The organism is Dehalococcoidia bacterium (assembly GCA_028711995.1).
GTDB lineage: Bacteria > Chloroflexota > Dehalococcoidia > SZUA-161 > SpSt-899 > JAQTRE01.
The window spans coordinates 1-18,151 of the sequence record JAQTRE010000058.1 but is presented as its reverse complement, the minus strand read 5'-3'; the positions used below and the strand labels follow the sequence as shown (position 1 = coordinate 18,151).

Below are 18,151 nucleotides of genomic sequence, written 5' to 3'. Positions count from 1 at the left end.
AGGCAGTTCTCCTCCAGATGCTTGGGCTGCACCTCCCTCAGCGAATGAAAATTAAAGCAATGTAGTACCAACTTTACGTTCGGGAGAAGCACCTGTCAGCTTCGAAACTGCGGAAGTTGGGCTAGAGTGTAACAGCCTTGGCTCCGTGAATATCCTTGATGGACATGATCTTCTTCAGATGTGCTTCGCTGAGCGGCTCATCCAGCGCCAGAACCATCAGGGCCTTGCCTCTGGGTTTAAGCCGGGCCACGGACATCGAGCTGATGTTGATATCGGCCTCTCCGGTGACGGTGGAAACGGCGGCAATCAGGCCGGGCCGATCCATGTGGTCGGCAAAGAGCCAATGGCCTCCGGTGGGAACGATGTTCAGCCAGTAGTCGTTAACCTTCACAATATGGGGTTCGCCTCTCATGACGGTTCCGGCAACTGAGATTGTTCCCTTGGTGGTTTCCACTTCTACAGTAATGAGGGCAGTATAGTTTTCGCAGCATGCGTTCTTTTGTTCAACTACCTTTAGCCCTCTTCGCTGAGCGATGATGTTGGCATTGACCTGGTTGACACGATCCTCGCTGGTCGATTCGAGCAATCCTCCGATCACTGCCGCTTTGATCGCATCAGTCTGGTATCCGGCAATATCGCCTTCGTACTTGATGGTGATGGCGCTCATCTGTCCCTCTGCAATCTGTACGGCGAGCTTTCCTGCCAGATAGGCCATATTGACGAAGGGGGATAGTGCGGACATTGTTTCCGGGGAGACTCTGGGCAAATTGACGGGACTCCTGGCGGGGAGGCCTTTCAGTAGGACATCGACTACCTGTTCGGCGACATCCACTGCCACAAGCGTCTGAGCTTCCGTGGTGGAAGCTCCCAGATGCGGAGTGGTGACGATCTTTTCGCTCTTGATCAGTATGTTTTCGGTGGCAGGCTCCTTGGTGTAAACATCGATCGCCGCACCTGCCACCCGGCCTTCGTCGACCGCTTTTGCCAGAGCCGCTTCGTCGATAACGCCGCCACGGGCCACGTTGATGAGGCGCACGGAGGGCTTCACCTTTTTGAGGGCCTCTTCTCCGATCATTCCCCTGGTGGCATCATTGAGCGGCACATGGACAGTGATGAAGTCCGATTCCTTCACGATCTCATCGAGAGAAACAAGCTTCACTCCCAGGCTCTTGGCGAGATCGGGAGAGATGACAGGATCGTAGCCGAGCACTTCCATATCCATCGCTTTGCATCTCTTGGCAACCTCGGTTCCAATTCGGCCCAATCCGATAATGCCCAGCTTCTTCTTGCGAAGCTCGATTCCTACGAAGCTCTTGCGGTCCCATTTGCCTGCTTTGAGTTTGGCGTGCGCCTGCGGGATATGGCGGGCAAGGGCGAACATCAGTCCGACGGTCAGCTCCGCCGCGGCCAGGGTGTTTCCATCGGGGGAATTAACCACAATGATGCCCTGGTCTGTGGCGGCCTTGAGGTCGATGTTGTCCACTCCGACTCCGGCGCGCCCGATAATCTGCAATTTCTTGGCGGCTTTGATAATGTCCGCCGTAACCTTGGTTTCGCTGCGGACCAGCAGGCCGTCATACTCGGGGATGATCTGGATGAGTTCCTCAGGTTTAAGGCCGGTCTTGACGTCAACAGGGATGCCATTCTTAATCAGGATATCGACTCCTTCCTTGTCAACAGGATCGGATACTAATACTTTCATGTCACTCCTTTTCATTTTCACTCTCTTGATGAGAGGGATCCAGCGGGAGGTTTCGTACCAGTTTCAGGCGGCTTTGCGGAATTTCTCCATAAAGCTGACCGTCTTCTGAATATCCTCAATCGGCATCGCGTTATAGATCGAGAAGCGAATGCCCCCAACCGATCGGTGGCCTTTCAGTCCCAGCAAGCCTTCCTTTTTAGCCTCGGCGATGAATTTTGCTTCCAGGTCTTCTGTGGGCAAGCGCATGGTGACGTTCATCCAGCTGCGGCAATCCTTGTCTGCGGTGCCCTTATAGAAGTCCGGGGCCGCATCGATGGCGCCATAGAGCAGGTTCTTCTTGGCAATGTTCATTTTTCCCACGCCAGCCAGTCCGCCCTTGGCCTTGATCCATTCCAGCACGAGTTTCATGACGTAGATGCCGAATACCGGCGGCGTGTTGTAGAGCGACTTGTTATCGGCGTGGGTCTTGTAGGCGAACATGCTTGGCAGGCCGGTCCTAGCCTTCGCCAGGAAGTCATTCTTGATGACCACCAGAGTCACGCCTGCAGGTCCGAGGTTTTTCTGCGCGCCGGCGTAAATAAGGGAGAATTTCTTGAAATCCCGCTGCATCGAAGCTATATCCGAAGACATATCAGCCACCAGAGGCACTTTGCCGGTTTCCGGAATCTCATGGAATTGGGTGCCTTCGATGGTGTTGTTAGTGCAGATATGTAGATAGGCGATATTATCAGGATACTTGATCTCGCTCATCTTCGGCACACGGCGATACTTCTCCGCTTTTGAAGAAAAGGCCATATGCGCTTGACCCACGATCTGGCATTCCTTCAGTGCCTTGGAGGCGAAGCTGCCGGTATCCACGTAGGCACCTACCTGGCCCTCTCCCAGGAAATTCATCGGCACCAGAGCAAATTGGGTTGAGGCTCCTCCGCCGAGAAACAGGACATGATAATCGTCGCCGAGTCCGAGAAGTTCCCGAACGAGGGCTATGGCCTGGTCATTGACCGCCTCGAATTCCTTGCCGCGATGGGAGCTCTCCAGAATGGACATTCCGCTGCCCTTGTATTCGAGCAGTTCCTCCTGCGCGATCTTGAGAACGTCCAACGGCAGCGCCGCCGGGCCGGGATTGAAGTTCACGTTTCTTTTTACCATTATTCTGCCTCACATACATATTTTGTTGGCACATCACTGCAATTCCTTTCCCAAAGGGCAGCGATGCTGACGATCTCGCTGGGATTCACTTCGTGAGAATTCTCTTTCTCACGGTGTCATTATCCGAAAAGGCTGTACATGGCAGGGCGGGCAGTCTGCCCGCCCTGCCATGTACCCACCCCGTCGCGGTTAGGTTTGCGGCACCTAAGCTCCGAGCGGTGATTGATTGGTATCGGTGTCATGACTGTCCCCATGATGTGTGACATCCAACTCGGCTCCATTAGCTTCCGACCTAATATACTCCAAAGGGTAAGGTGTGGTCAAGGCGTAATGGTTCTCAGTGCTCAAATGGCGGAGCGATCTTGCGCGCGGTAGCCCGACTCCACGAATTACTATTCCGAGAATCCCAGCTTTTTGCTCCCTGCCAGTCAAGTGTGATAATATGAAGGGCGGTAGGCGAATTACGGTCAAAAGGATGGACAGATGAAGCTGGTAGAAGAGATGTTAGAGGGAGAGCAGCGGTCCTTGTCTCGCCTCGTGACTATGGCGGAGAATGAGTCGCCGGAAGTTCCCGAAATCATGAAGGCGATCTATTCCCATCTGGGGAAAGCGTATTCTATCGGGATCACCGGCCCACCTGGAGCAGGGAAGAGCACGTTGGTAGATAAACTTGCCGCAGTCATCAGATCAAAAGGGCTTACCATAGGAGTTATCGCAGTTGATCCCACCAGCCCCTTTTCAGGGGGAGCCGTGCTCGGAGATCGGATCAGGATGCAGCAGCACTATCTGGATCCCGGGGTATTCATCCGCAGCATGGCCACGCGGGGTAGTCGCGGTGGGCTTCCGACAACCACTCGGAATGTGATGAAGCTTCTGGATGCTTTTGGCAAGGATGTCGTTTTGGTGGAGACGGTGGGTGTGGGGCAAACAGAGCTCGATATTATGGAGACTGTGGATACCACCATAGTGGCGCTTGTTCCTGAAGCCGGGGATGCCATCCAGACCATGAAGGCCGGCCTTATGGAAATCGCCGATGTATTTGTCATCAACAAGGCCGATCGGCCGGGCGCGGATCGGCTGGTTGGAGAAGTGGAATCCATGCTGTTTCTCAGCGGTAGAAAAGAGCAGTGGCAACCTCCCGTTTTACCCACGCAGGCACACAACAATGTGGGGATCGAAGGTCTCTATGAGCAGGTCGAGAAACACCGAGAATATTTGGAGTCCACCGGCGAGCTCATGCAGCAACGGCAGCGACAACGAAAGGAAGAATTCTTCCAGGCTGTTGAGATGAGTCTGAGAAATCGACTGACCCAATTTCTGAAGCATAACGAGAGATTAATAGCCCTCATGGGACAAATAGAGAGCGGAGAAGTCGATCCATACTCGGCCATCGAAATCATGGAGAATGAGGCTCGATCCAAGGGGTGGCTGCCGAAATGAGAGGCTATAAATGAAAAGCCCTCGCCGGGGCGAGGGCTTTTCGGTTCTGATGCGCTTTGGCACGGTCTTTGTGTTTCTTTCGTGATACTGACGGGTAGGGTTCAACGCCGAAAGCTCCTATCCAATCAGCCGCAGTTTCCTTGTGTTCGTCTATTTCCTTTTTGATTTCTGCATACACTGCATCTGGAGGTCGTGAAGGAAGGCAGGAAAGTATAATAGCAAGCTCTCTCAATTCTACTTCGGACATGACCATAAGCCTTAGATTGCCTTGCGCACGCAACTGTCTGGCTTTTTCCTCGTTTCCTTGTATTTCCGCCCTGGCTGCCAGTATCGAACTCTGGAGATGATGCTTCACCAGATCAAAATCTCTCATTTTTTTGCCCCCCTTACCAAATCGATATTTCGATCCTCTAATTTGATCTCAACCGGAAACTAACCATGCGGATCAACAGAATAGAGAAATCCATCTCGGACGCCACTTTTCTAAGGCCAGGATCCTCCCGGAATCAGGGGTAAGTGTGTTGAAATAGACGCCATTTCAACACACTTTGCGGAGGCCGGCCTCATATCAATATGATAGATTTCACTGTTCAGGCAATCTTAATCACTCCGAAATTCCCAATCGCGCCGGGATTCGGAGGCCGTAACTTCTTTCCCCCTTTTAAAGGCAGTGTCAATGGGAACAACACTCTCGTATTCTCTTCAGATACCCTGTTTGACTTTTCCCTACCTTCGTGCGAACTTTCTGTCACCATACTGCGGCGCGTCGGCTTTCTGTCCGGGTCTTACCGTCTGCCCCTGTGGTGGAGCAGCAGGCTGCCGCCTGTGCTGTGGGAACGGGTGACGCAGGAATGTAGGCGTATCCAGCTTGTCCTCTTCCTTCAGCTCGGTCAGCTTCTGGCGGACTTCTTCTTCGTCTTGCTTGCTGAGCTGGCGTCCGGAGGAGAATCCGGTAGCAACAAGCGTGAGTTTTACCTGGTCTTTCAAGGTGTCATCGTGCGTCAAGCCAAAAATGATGTTTGCATTGGGATCGACACATGATCTGACGATCTCGGCTGCCTCGTTCATCTCATGTAGTCCGAGGCTGTCATCCCCTGTGATGATCATGAGCACGCCCTTGGCACCTTCGATAGAGACATCAAGCAATGGACTTGATACGGCCGCTTTGGCGGCGTCGATTGAGCGGTTCGGGCCGCTGCCTTTGCCGATCGCCATCCAGGCTTGGCCTGCCTTGTTCATTATCGCCTTTACATCCGCAAAGTCACGATTCATCTCGCCTGGGGTGGTAAGTATGCCGGCTATGGCTTGCACGCCGCCCATGAGGACTTCATCGGCTGTCATGAATGCATCGTATACCGACACCCGGTGATCGCAAACGGTCAGCAATCGATCATTGGGGATGTTGATCAATGTATCGACGTTCTTCATGAGATCGTTTAATCCTTCTTCGGCTCTTCCGCCTCGCACGGATCCCTCAAAGGAGAAAGGCTTGGTGACAATGGCGATGGTGAGAATCTCCATCTGTTTGGCAACTTCAGCAACCACTGCTGCAGCCCCTGTACCGGTGCCGCCACCCATGCCAGCGGTGATGAAAAGCAAATCCGTATCGTCCAGCGCCGCGGCTATATCTTCCCGACTCTCTTCGGCTGCTTTGCGACCTGTCTGGTTGTCCCCACCGGCGCCTAGCCCTTTGGTGAGCTTAGGTCCTATCTGGATTTTAGTGGGAGCCAGCGAAGCTTGCAGGTCTACAGCATCGGTATTCACCGCGATGAATTCCACCCCTTTGATACCACTCTCAACCATACGATTTAATGCATTACCTCCCCCACCTCCAACTCCCACTACTTTGATTTTGGCACGATATCTAGCAAGGTGATCGCCACTTTCCTGCAAAGTTTTAGCCATTATTTTCCCTCCTTCTATACGTATATCCTATGATGTATGCCATCTATCGCCGACCAACAAACTTCTTGACAGCGTCGCCAACCTTCTTTGTGCCATTCTTGACCGATGTCCCAAAAGGCGATTTGATTTCCTTGATTTTCCACTCATGTCCAGCGTCATGCTCTGCTGCCCAGTAAAGAAGCCCGACGGCAGTCGCAGAGGCAGGATCACGCAGCGAATCAACGATACCCGTTATGCCGCCCGGTAGTCCCACACGAACGTGAGGCATCTCGAGAACCTCTCTTCCCAAACTGTCTATACCGGGAATACTGGCAGTGCCTCCTGTCAGAACCAAGCCAGCTGGAGCCAGCATATCCCGTTCCCCGCGCGGTATTTCCAGCATGACTAACCGCAGCATCTCCTCCACTCGCAATCTGATAATATCGTTGAGTTCTCGATAGGAGACCGTATGCCGATTGCCGACATCCAATTGATTGTAGTCCGAGGGGTCGGCGCCATTGGCCGTCATCAGATTGCCGTACTTCTTCTTCATCTCTTCGGCCAGGTCGTTAGGAGTGCCCAGCCCAATGGAAATGTCCCGGGTGATGTTAGCGCCGCCTACCGGTAAAATGGCAGAGTGCCAGGCGCATCCATCCTTGAAAATGGCCACATCCGTCGTGCCCGCTCCAATATCTGCCAGAATAACGCCGGCCATTTTCTCATCCTCGGTGAGCACTGCTTCGCCAGAAGCCAGCGGGGAGAGAACAAGATTCTCGATTTCCACTCCGGCCTCGCGGACGCTCTTGATGAGATTTTGAACGGCGGCTGCGGCGGCAGTGACAATATGGGTCTCCACATCCAGTCTGAAGCCGTGCATTCCCACGGGCTCTTTGACTGCCACTTGCCCATCAAGTGTGTACTGACGGGGTATGACGTGGAGGAGTCGGCGATCAGTGGGAATGGTTACGTTTCGGGCAGATTCAAGCACCCGGTCAAGATCATCTACAGTTACTCGTCTGTCGCTCCGTGTAGTTGCAACTACACCCCGGCTGTTGAGCGTGCTAATATGCTTTCCCGAAACTCCGATATACGCGGACTCCATTACCAGGCCGCTCGCACGCTCTGTTAGCATTACTGATTCTCGGATCGCGCGTGTAGCTTGCTCAATATCGACTACAAGACCCTTGGTAACCCCGGCGGACGGGACAACGCCAACGCCAAGAATCTGGATGGTGTCTTTATCACCAAGAGTTGCCATGACACTAGTGATTTTGCTAGTGCCTACATCTATTGCGGCAAAAGTTTTTGCCATAACGTTCCTCCTCCTTCGTTTCAGATTTACTGTGCTTGCGGGGAATAAGCCCGTTTCTACATTTTCTCATCCCCCTTTTATTTAAAATTATCTATACGTTCGGCGACTCTCATTTTTGCGCTTCGACTCCTTGGATTGGCTGCGATTTCCTCTGCAGTGGGTTTGATAACCCCTTTACTGATCAGTTTCATTCTGGGCGTATGTCCGCAGATACATAAGGGCGTTTCCGGAGGGCAGATACATGTTTTTGACTCACGACTCAAGAATTCCTTGACCGGTCGATCCTCCAGCGAATGAAAACTGATGACCACTAGTCTACCGCCCAATCCGAGCAGGTTTATTGCCTGTTCCAGTGCCGACCTGAGATTTTCTATCTCTCGGTTGACTGCTATTCGCAATGCTTGAAAGGTTCTGGTTGCAGGATGGATCCTTCCTCTCTCTCCATTGATGGCTTTGGTCACGATTTCGGCCAGTTCGAGAGTGGTTCGAACCGGACGATTTTCAACGATACGCTTGGCGATTCTTCGACTTCTGGGTTCTTCCCCATAACTCCAGATCAGCATCGCCAGGTCGTTTTCAGGGAGATCGTTAACGATCTGAGCGGCAGTGATATCCTGGCTGGGGCTAAACCTCATATCCAGAGGGGCGTCTTCCTGGAAGCTGAATCCCCGGCCTTCCTGTGCGAGCTGTGAAGAGGACATGCCGAGGTCGAACAGGATGCCGTGAACGGGACGAAATTGATGCCTGGTGGCGATCTCCTCCAGGCGGTTGAAATTTTCATTAACCAGAAGTACGGATTTACCATGATGCCGAAGCGAATTTTGGGCTGCTTTTATGGCCTGGGGGTCGGCATCAAAACCGAGGAGTTGTCCTCCCGGAGCACTCCGATCCAAGATCGCTGTTGAATGGCCTCCCTCTCCCACCGTGCAATCAATGTAGCGCCCTCCGGGCTCAACCCGTAGCGCTTCAATGGTTTCCTGGAGCATTACGGGTATGTGGTGTTGTCCCACTAACGCAGCTCCATTGTTTCAGCTAATTGGTGGGCTTGCTCAGGGGTCAGCATCTGATCTCTCTCCCAAACCTCTTTGCTCCAGATCTCCAGACATATGCGGTTTCCAGACATGATGACGGTATCTTTGATCTGGGCATACTGTCGTAACGTAGCGGGGAGTGCGATGCGCCCTTGTCCATCGAGTTCAATGTCAAAGGCGCCGCCGATGACGTGCCGGATCAGCCTTCGGTTCTTATCGAGCGTGGTGGGAAGACTGGACAGTTTATCCGAAACCTTTTGCCATTCTTCCGGGGCATAGGCTACTATGCATTGATCAAAACCGCGTGTAATCACCAGACCGTTCGGAAATTCTTTACGGAGCTTGACAGGGATGGCTACTCGTCCCTTCTGGTCCAGCCTGTGTTCGTACTCGCCTGATAGCATAATAGAAAGGATATCCTCCCCACTTTGACCCACAGTCTACCACAGTTCACCACATATTGCAATACGTTGGACCGATCTATTTTGTTTATCGAAGGCAAAGATGTTTGCTTCAAGACAAAAGTTACCGAGAACGTGAAAGAGAATATGGGCAAGATAGCATCATGAGGTATGCCGTGGTTGAGTGCCGATCACAGAAGGTGGAAGTATAAGCTTGCACGATAAAGTCAGGAGTATGATAATGGGGATAGTAGACACCCATCTGCATACTGTCGGAGAAGATGAGCTTGAGGGACAATACCATGCCTGATTATGAGCAGAGTAGGACGGCCGAGCGCGGCGACCTATTCATGGGAATCGATGTCGGCTCGGTCAGTCTGAACATTGCCGTTATCGACGAACGTTGCAGGCTTCTGACCAGCCTTTATGAACGCACCAGGGGACAACCTGTCCCGGTGTTGCTTGAGGCTTTCAAAAAGCTCGCTGATCCGTTTCCTTGCATCAGCGGGGTGGTGGCTACGGGTAGCGGACGCGACCTGATTGCCCACATCCTGGATGTGGCTAAGGAGAACGAGATTATCACCCAGGCAAGAGCTGTGGGACACTTCCACCCGGATACCAGGACGGTTATCGAGATCGGCGGTCAGGACTCGAAGCTGATTTTCCTGGACTTTGACAAAAGGAAGGGGACGCCGGTCATTGTCGATCATGCCCTGAACGAGATTTGTGCTGCGGGAACGGGTTCCTTCTTGGATCAGCAAGCTTACCGCCTCGGGGTCTCTATCGATAGGGAATTCGGAGAGTTGGCTCTGAGATCGGAAAGGCCCTCGATCGTTGCCGGCCGGTGCAGCGTTTTTGCCAAATCGGACATGGTGCATCTCCAGCAGGAAGGCACCCCGAAACACGATATCGTGGCCGGCCTTTGCTATGCGCTGGCGAGGAACTATATCAGTAATCTGGGCAAGGGCAGGAAATTCGCCAAACCCATTGCCTTCCAGGGCGGAGTGGCGGCTAACCAAGGCGTCGTCAGAGCCTTCGAAGACCTGCTGGAGCTTCAACCGGGAGAACTCAGAATACCGGAGCATTTCCTTATCATGGGGGCTATCGGATCGGCAATCATGGCCCTGGAGAAGGGCAAGAGCTCTCCGATGGATATGCGCCAGGGGATAGAATATCTGAAGCGGCATATTGCCCTTACCGCTGGTGAATCCAAACAAGGCTATCTGAAGCGTTTGGTATGGATGGGAGATGGTCTCAAGCCCGCGCCCAATGATATTCAATCCCTGGAGAGACCCAAAGAGAAGGTTTATCTAGGAATCGATGTGGGGGCGGCGAGCACTAATATCGTTGTCCTTGACATCAACAAGAGGCTCCTGCGCAAGCGATATCTGATGACGGAAGGCGAGCCCATCGAGTCGGTCAAGAAGGGATTGCTGGATATCGCCCGGGGAATCGAAGGCGGGGTGGAAGTGATGGGAGTGGGTGTCACCGGCAGCGGACGCTATTTTGTGGGCGATTTCGTCGGCGCGGACGTGGTGGTCAACGAAATCACTGCCCAGTCGAGAGCCACAATCGAGATCGACAAAACCGTGGACACCATCTTCGAGATCGGGGGCCAGGATTCCAAATATATCGCGCTGAAAAACGGGTCGGTGGTCGATTTCGAGATGAACAAGGTTTGTGCGGCCGGCACTGGCTCTTTCCTCCAGGAACAGGCCGCCCGATTGGGTATCAGGATCGAAGAGTTCAGTGATCAGGCTTTGGCGGCAATGCGGCCCGCCGATCTGGGCACCCGATGCACTGTTTTCATGGAGTCGGACCTGATTCACCATCAGCAGGCAGGCTTGCCCAGAGCCGAGCTAATCGCCGGGCTTTCCTATTCCGTGGCGTTCAACTTCATTGAAAAGGTGGTGGGAAACAAAAAGATCGGCGAGCGGATATACTTCCAGGGCGGCGTAGCCGCCAATAAGAGTGTGGCCGCCGCTTTTGAAAATATCCTTGGCAAGCCTGTCACTATCCCTGAGCATTTCAATGTGACCGGAGCGATTGGCGCTGCCCTGATTGCCAGGCAAAGGGAAAGCCAGCAGCCGAGCAAATTCGTGGGGTTTGATCTTAGAGGCAGGACCTATCAGGTGCAATCCTTCGAGTGTCCCCATTGCCCCAACCACTGCGAGGTGAAAAGGGCGCTCATCGGCGGCGATTTAGAATCTTTCTACGGCGGCATTTGCGATCGATACGAAGTCAGGCGGGGAAAAGAGCAGTTGAAGGACTTGCCGGACCTGTTCAAGGAAAGGGAGGAGTTGCTCCTGGGCTATTGCCAGGAGGATCAAAAGGGCTCGGCTTCGGTCACTATCGGCATTCCCCGGATGCTGATGTTCTACGAACATTTACCCCTGTGGAGCACGTTCTTCCAGGAGTTGGGGTTCCGGGTGGTGATCTCGGACAGGACCAACCGGAAGCTGATCAACAAGGGGTTGCAGCAGGTTCTGGCCGAGATGTGTTATCCGGTCAAGGTGGCTTACGGGCATGTGCAGGACCTGATCGAGAAGGGCGTTGATTTCGTGTTCCTGCCCAGCGTTATCGATCTTCAAAAGCCGGCAGATGATTGTGATCGGAGCTATAATTGTCCCTATATCCAGGGCATTCCTTTCATCCTCAAGCCTGCCTTCGAGGATCAGGTGAGTATTCTCAGTCCCACGATCCATATAGCGAAGGGCGAAAAAGATATCAGACAGCAGATGCGGAAGCTGGGGAAAGAGTTTGGCAAGAATCCCAGGGATACAGCGAGGGCAGCGGACCTTGGCTTGAAGGCGCAGCGGGAGTTTTATCAAAAGTGCCAGCAGAGAGGCCGGGAAGTGCTGCAAAGCTTGAGCCGTGAAAACGAGGCGGTGGTGGTGATCGGCAAGCCCTATAATGTCCATGATGTCGGCTTGAACCTGAATATCCCCAGGAAACTGCGGAAGATGGGTGTGCTGGCCATCCCCTTCGACATGCTGGCGCTGGATCAGGTCAGCCTGCCGCTTCATTATGCCAACCTGGTCTGGAAGAACGAACAGAATCTGCTTCGGGCAGCGATGCTTGCCAGGGAGCACCGGAGCCTGAACCCGATCTTGATTACCAACTATGGCTGTGGGCCCGATGCCTTCTTCATGAAGTATCTTGAAGATACTATGGAAGGAGACCCTTGTCTGGTCCTGGAGGTGGATGAACACAGTGCTGATGCTGGAATCGCCACTCGTATCGAGGCTTTTGTGGATACTGTCAATCGCGCCAGGGCAGAGGTGAAACCCAGAGATCAAGAAGACCTTCTGCTGGTCGGTCCTTCAACCAGGGGGATGGGTATTTTGAAGCCTTCCCGGGCGATCAGGGAGCTGAATAAGACCTTCTACCTCTCCTATGTCGGGGCACACTCCCATATATTTGCTGCCGCGTTAGAATCCGTAGGTGTCGAGGCCAAAGTTCTACCCCAGCCGGATGAGAGATCGGAAGAGCTGGGCAGAAGGTATGCCTCCTCCAAGGAGTGCCACCCCTATCAGGTTACTACCGGCGATCTGGTGCGGATGACCGAGATGGACGGCTTCGACCCGGATCGGTCCGCCTTCCTGATGCTGAACTTCGATGGCTCCTGCCGCTTAACACAGTATGCCTTATCCCAGAAGATGGTCCTCAAGCGGCTGGGCCTTTCTCGCATTCCGATCATTGCTCCTCGGACGTCGAGTCGTCTGGATGAGGCCACCCGGCTCTTTGGCTTGGACTGGGCTAGGATGATCTGGAAAGGGTGGCTCGCCGCTGATGTGCTAACCAAGAAACTTATTCATATCCGACCTTATGAGGTGAACCGGGGAGAAACCGACAGGGTTTATGAGTCGGCGACCCGGCAGGTAGCTGCAGCAGTCGTCAAGGGGAACTTTTCTCAGGTCTATCGAAACGCCGTATCGGAGATGGACCGTATCCCCATCCGGAAGGAGAACAGGCCTGTTGTGGGCATCGTTGGGGAATTCTATAGCTGTATGGCTCCCTGGGCCAACAATGAGATTATCCGGGAGTTCGAGAGTCTGGGCGCGGAGATGAGGTTCGGACCGACCACCACGGATTATCTGGTGTACTTCAATGAAGTGTATCCCGATATGCATTTTGCCGATAGAAGATACGCCACCGCGCTCTACTATTATCTTCGCAGGTACTGGCATGTTCACTGGCAGCGGAAGATCGAGGAGGGGTTGGGGGATGATCTCTTTGATTGCAGGATACCGACGGTCAAACAGCGGAAGGAAAGGGCAGCCCCCTATATCAGCAGCGAAATCGACCCCGTGGCAACGGTGAATCTGGATAAAGCCAAAGGCTATGCCTCGCAGGGCTGCAGCGGCATGGCCAATCTCATCGTTCTGAATTGTCTCTACGGTGGCCTGTGCACCGCTGCTTACAAGAACATTCAAAGGGAACACCATAATTTTCCTGTGCTTACCATGATCTATGATGGTCTCAAGCACACCAATGAGAAGACCCGGATCGAGGCCTTCGTGTATCAGGTGAAGGCTTATCAGGAGAGGCATAGCCTTTAGAAAAACGCAGGACGGGTTTCAGCCCGTCAAGAGGTGCAGGATTCCTCCTGCCGGGGTTTTAGAGCCTGCCCTGAGCTTGCCGAAGGGGGTGTCCCCAGTAAGGGCGATTAATGAATCGCCCTTACGTCCCCCCAAGATTGGGGGCGAGGAGGTTGATCAGAAGTTCCCTAAAGCAACAGAATTTCTGGAGGTGATATTTTGAACATCACCATTTACACCACGCCCACTTGTGGATATTGCCACCAAGCCAAACGGTTTCTTTCCGAACGCGGGGTGAAATACGCTGAGCGCGACATCTCCCGCGACAGATCGGCAGCCGATGAGATGGTCCGGCTGACGGGGCAAATGGGAGTGCCGGTGATCGTGGTTGATGGACAGGCGATCATCGGGTTTGACCGTCCCCGGCTGGAAAGCCTGATTGCCGCGGCCGCAAGTCAACAGCGTCCGCGCTTTGGGCTCAAAATTGCCGATGCCGGCAAGATGGCCCAGAAAAGTGGGGCAGTTCCGGTATTCGGGGCGTTGGTGGGGGCGGTGGCTCCGGGATCGCTGGGAGCCAAAGCCGGGATTCAGACCGGCGATATCATCACTGAACTCAATCTCCGGCATATTACCACTGCCGATGATCTGGAAAAGGCGTTGTCGGGTCTGGTTCCCGGAAACCGGGCAACAATCGTGTTTCTTCGGGGGCAGCAGAGCATGAGAGCGGAGATCGCAGTATAAACCTCGGAACGAGAGTCTGACGCCAAAGCTCAGAACAGGCTTTGGCGTCAGACTCTTCATCTGGTATACTGGCTTATTATGGAGATTGCTCATCTGATCAGATAGTTCAGCGCTCCGCCCGTGCTGGTTTCGCTGCGGAACGAGAGGATCATGTATACCAGGTTCCAAGAATCATACAGCGTCGGCAGGTCTAATTGAGCGTAAGTATCCCCCGGCTCCAGCAGTGTGCTGGCCCATGTAATACTGAAGGTATCGATATCCACGCCGTCTGCAGTCAGTCCTGGAGACTTCGAGTTCCAAACGTCGGTTGCGGGACTCTGGGTATTAGAGAGGGCGATGCCATTGAATTTCAGTGCATCGCCGTTCCAGACATCGTCTCCCTCGCCAACGAAGACTGTCAGCTTGGCTGCATTGATCTCGCCTAGGACAGGGTCGGGGACCAGAAAGCCACTGATTGTGCCTCCTGGCTGACCATCATTGTCAAAGTCAATATTGGTCTCATTATCTGCATAGAGGAATGTGTCATAGAGGTATAGCTGATGGCCCTCTGTTGCCGAATTGGTATAAATGATGATTAATGACCAGCCAGCGTACGACCACTCGTTGTTGGTATCCCCGGCCACATCGCCAACAGTATACGTTCCATTGCCGGGATAATTGGTCGCCGGATCAGGCGCTTTATCACTAAAGGCTCTGATCAGATCGGTCACATCCTTGGATCCAGCATAGGAAAAGCCGTTAGGAGTAGAGCCATTGTAGTTGGGCAAGACCTGTGTACGGTCAGCAGTTATCGGTTGGGTGCCTGCCTGCGGCTGACCATCAGCATCAAAATAAACCTGCTGCCCGTCTATTCTGAAGAGCACCGAGGTGTCTGCAGTCATGCCAGTGATCTTAATGTTATCTATATCACAGAGCCTGTTTTCTTCAATCATGCCGCTTACATGGAATCTGATCAGGAAATCACTGGTCAGATACTGCCCTGGGATAGTGTAAGTAAATTTTTTCGGTTGGCTACTGATATCGTCGCGAAAGATGGGAATATCGTTGCTCCATGTCATGCCCCCATCGCCAGAGAGACCAAAATCCAGGCCATCTGTTGATGTAAGAGTGCAATTTTCCCATACGTCCAAAGACAAAATCACTGAGCCAGCGGTGTAACTGCTTAGATCCAACGCGCTTTTCAGATCACAATATCTATTTGGAGGGTTTGGGTTGCTGTGAGCATGGGCTTCAAATCTCTTGTCTCCGTGACCTGTATCAACATTGAAGCAACCGCGGTTTATCCACTTGCCTAAATTTTGACAGAGATCCTTAAACGGCTCGGTCTTACTGCCCTCGCCTTGCCATGCTGACCAGTAGAGAAACGCCGCTGCCACCTCGGCATCGGTTGGGATGCTGCTAACAGTGGCATTGCTGCTGCTTAGCAGGGTGTCACGAATTCCCGTGCCGGTATCAATGGGGGGGGTATCTATCATCAAGGAACCGCCCACGGCCTGGTAATCCCCGGCAATTGCCGACTGCATCTTCCGCAGCTCGGACTTGGAGACATAGCTCTCGATGGCTGTGCCGCCACAGGTGGAAGTCATCTTGTAAACTCGAATATCCGCATTCCATGAAAAAGGAATATCCGTCACTCCGCTGGTCTTTATCCAAGCAATCGCATCTGGAGTTTGCCCCGGATTTCCCGAAAGGGGTTTGAAGTAGAAGGTGATTTCTGCTGTCATCGGGTAGCTGCTCGGATTGACTCCCGGGAAGGTGGTGAACGAAGGAGATGAAGGAAGACTCCACAGGATGGCTTGGTTGCCAGCATGCTGAGCATCATCATCGGGCTCGCAATAGTATGCAGCCATTGGATCATCCTCAAGATTGCTCTTGTAGGTGGAGTCGGAATAGTATTCGAATCCGGCCGGTAACCATATTCCCAATTCCGCTACTTTCAAATCTTCGCTAGCTCCGGGATAATAGGTGATCTTGATCTTGTACTTTGAGATCGTCGTTGAAGGGGGAATGCTGATGGCGGTTTGCGTTGTGGTGCCGGTCACGATCAGCTTATTGGACTGAATGATGCTTTGGCCGTAGGTTGTAGCTTCATCAATAGGGATAGTCATTGGAATCCAGACGTTCTGTATGGTGACGTTCACATTCTTGCCATTGATGGGTTGAGAGAGATCGGGGTCATACCATGCAGTAGTAAAATCATACGGGCTGTAGATAGTATCGATATTGCCGTGTTTGATCTGCCACTTGGCATCTTCAATGCCCGCATCAGCGGCATGAAGCTCGCTCGTCTTTTGCTCGTAGACCGCTTCGGCCTTGAGCCCTGTTCCCATAAGTCCCATGAGTGGGGGGATCATCAGGCCGCCCAGAAGCAGGAGGATCAGGACTGTCATCATCGCCTGGCCGCTCTCATCGGCCGTCCTTATCCGATTCAGTGCTAATCTTACTTTTTTGATCATCGCACAAATACTCCGTGTTAGGATTGACGAGGTCTGGGTATGATCTGAACTGTTCTGCTTTCGCTTGCCGGCTTATACCCGCTCACGGAAGCAGTTATCTTGACATTAAGTACACCCTCTACAATTGCGCCCTGTACGGAGAGTACGCAGTTTGTCTGGCTTGGATCGGTGTTGATATGTTGAGCCACCACGGCTTGGGTTGGTTGCCCGGAATTGATCGAGTGACTCCGTTGTAAATTGCCATTAGAGTCCAGAGTGTATGAGACCTCATTCTGGATGTTGTCCCAGTCGACCCAGGTGAGATTGAGGGGGAATCCGGAGCCCCCGGTTGGATCCACTTTTTGGGCCATCTGAACATCGCGGATCATATAGTGCACGGCATTTTGGACTTCTTTGATAACTGTCTCTCGAGATTTGCTCTGTTCATCCACAGTGATCATCTGTGTGGTTGCGGCAGCGATTCCGGTGCCAATAACTGCCATGATGGCAACAGCAACCAACACCTCAATCAGAGTGAATCCCTTCTGGTTCTTGATCTTCGCTTTCAGTTGAGTACCCATCTCTAGTTCACCTTAAAGTTCTCAAGTTCCAAGACGTCTTTGCTGAAATGCGTGATAGTGACCGTTATTTTCTGAAGGTTGTTATCTTTCAATGGTTGAACATCGATCGAAGCAGTGTAGGCTCCCTGCTGTTCAGGGGGAATTGGCGCCGGTGCATAGGAAGTGGCATAGGTCAGGCCCTTGACATATTCCATCTGGGATTCAGCCAGGTTCTTGGAAGTTTCCCGCTCATTGGTTAGATTCACAGCACCGGATGCAGAGACAAGACTGCTGAATATCCCGCCAGAAATGAGACTGAAGACCGCCACCGCCACCAGCGCCTCGATCAGAGAAAAGCCCTTCTGTCTTTTCATCCCGCTTCCCATCGATTTTTTCTTGAAGGGAGATTGCCACCACTTCAATGCTTTGCTCGACAATCGACTACTCTGCCTATTCCACATTCTCATTCCTCTTCTGCAGGGACTTCTTTTCAGTTATTCAACTTTACTTGGAGGCTAGGGACTCGGGGGGTGTATGGCTTATTTATAGCATCTTCTCAAATATCAGTAAATGAGACTTAAGTGCTAGGCAATAATCGGATTCTGCCAGGAATGGCATCTCGAGAAATCGGCCGGTGGGTCCGAATTTGGCTTGGCAAAAGGCATTTCACACACGAGTCTTCGCAGAGCGGACATCAGGGAGACGCGGTGGCCCTAAGGTACTCCCCCTAATAGGCAACTTCTCCTACCGGGGCAGGTTGGGTATTGAGGTCTGGATTCTCACACACAAATTTCCCTACACATTGGAGTCTGAAGCGGGCAGAATATCCGAGGCCGTTTAAGAATAGGGGTTAAGAATACCCTGAAAGAAGTTGACACGGTTTTTGAAACCGACGTTTTGACGTTCAAGTGACATTCTCATAGGTTAAGCCCTCGGTTTTGAGGGTTTGAGCACT

General features: G+C 52.7%; 12 protein-coding genes and 1 pseudogene. 3 read left to right on the top strand and 10 right to left on the bottom strand.

From position 1 onward, the window contains the following. Window positions 1–121 precede the first annotated feature (121 nt). On the bottom strand, window positions 122–1,702 hold the full coding sequence (gene serA / locus PHV74_09150; GenBank protein ID MDD5094529.1) for a phosphoglycerate dehydrogenase: 1,581 nt from the start codon (window positions 1,700–1,702) through the stop codon (window positions 122–124). 63 nt (window positions 1,703–1,765) lie between these two features. Continuing rightward, a complete protein-coding gene (gene serC / locus PHV74_09145) occupies window positions 1,766–2,851 on the bottom strand; it encodes a 3-phosphoserine/phosphohydroxythreonine transaminase (protein ID MDD5094528.1) in 1,086 nt (361 codons plus the stop codon). Window positions 2,852–3,334: 483 nt separating this feature from the next. Here serC and meaB point away from each other — a divergent pair, with 483 nt between their 5' ends. Next, a complete protein-coding gene (gene meaB / locus PHV74_09140; GenBank protein ID MDD5094527.1) occupies window positions 3,335–4,291 on the top strand; it encodes a methylmalonyl Co-A mutase-associated GTPase MeaB in 957 nt (318 codons plus the stop codon). A 4-nt stretch (window positions 4,292–4,295) separates the two neighbouring features. On the opposite strand, the gene PHV74_09135 is transcribed toward meaB, so the two are convergent. The 5 genes and pseudogenes from PHV74_09135 to mraZ form a co-directional block, all read right to left on the bottom strand. Further along, complete coding sequence (locus tag PHV74_09135) at window positions 4,296–4,664, bottom strand: hypothetical protein (GenBank protein ID MDD5094526.1); 369 nt, start codon at window positions 4,662–4,664, stop codon at window positions 4,296–4,298. Window positions 4,665–5,017: 353 nt separating this feature from the next. Then, complete coding sequence (ftsZ, locus tag PHV74_09130; protein MDD5094525.1) at window positions 5,018–6,196, bottom strand: cell division protein FtsZ; 1,179 nt, start codon at window positions 6,194–6,196, stop codon at window positions 5,018–5,020. 43 nt (window positions 6,197–6,239) lie between these two features. Then, entirely contained in the window at window positions 6,240–7,487 is a 1,248-nt protein-coding gene (gene ftsA / locus PHV74_09125) for a cell division protein FtsA (GenBank protein ID MDD5094524.1), read from the bottom strand. A 92-nt stretch (window positions 7,488–7,579) separates the two neighbouring features. Beyond that, window positions 7,580–8,497 (bottom strand): annotated as a pseudogene (rsmH, locus tag PHV74_09120) (16S rRNA (cytosine(1402)-N(4))-methyltransferase RsmH). Continuing rightward, window positions 8,497–8,922 carry a division/cell wall cluster transcriptional repressor MraZ gene (gene mraZ / locus PHV74_09115; protein MDD5094523.1) on the bottom strand — a complete coding sequence of 142 codons (426 nt, stop codon included), beginning with the start codon at window positions 8,920–8,922 and terminating at the stop codon, window positions 8,497–8,499. The pseudogene rsmH and the gene mraZ overlap by 1 nt, the downstream one beginning before the upstream one ends. A 278-nt stretch (window positions 8,923–9,200) precedes the next feature. Here mraZ and PHV74_09110 point away from each other — a divergent pair, with 278 nt between their 5' ends. Beyond that, window positions 9,201–13,481 (top strand): acyl-CoA dehydratase activase, encoded by a 4,281-nt coding sequence (locus PHV74_09110; protein MDD5094522.1) that lies wholly within the window; start codon window positions 9,201–9,203, stop codon window positions 13,479–13,481. Window positions 13,482–13,679: 198 nt separating this feature from the next. Then, a complete protein-coding gene (locus PHV74_09105; protein ID MDD5094521.1) occupies window positions 13,680–14,201 on the top strand; it encodes a Uxx-star family glutaredoxin-like (seleno)protein in 522 nt (173 codons plus the stop codon). Window positions 14,202–14,290: 89 nt separating this feature from the next. Here PHV74_09105 and PHV74_09100 read toward each other — a convergent pair whose 3' ends face one another. The 3 genes from PHV74_09100 to PHV74_09090 are packed head-to-tail and all read right to left on the bottom strand — an operon-like array spanning window position 14,291 to window position 17,582. Beyond that, a complete protein-coding gene (locus PHV74_09100) occupies window positions 14,291–16,657 on the bottom strand; it encodes a hypothetical protein (protein ID MDD5094520.1) in 2,367 nt (788 codons plus the stop codon). A gap of 17 nt (window positions 16,658–16,674) precedes the next feature. After that, window positions 16,675–17,217 carry a prepilin-type N-terminal cleavage/methylation domain-containing protein gene (locus PHV74_09095; GenBank protein ID MDD5094519.1) on the bottom strand — a complete coding sequence of 181 codons (543 nt, stop codon included), beginning with the start codon at window positions 17,215–17,217 and terminating at the stop codon, window positions 16,675–16,677. Window positions 17,218–17,219: 2 nt separating this feature from the next. After that, window positions 17,220–17,582, bottom strand: coding sequence for a type II secretion system protein (locus tag PHV74_09090; protein ID MDD5094518.1), 363 nt, complete (start codon window positions 17,580–17,582; stop codon window positions 17,220–17,222). Window positions 17,583–18,151 lie beyond the last annotated feature (569 nt).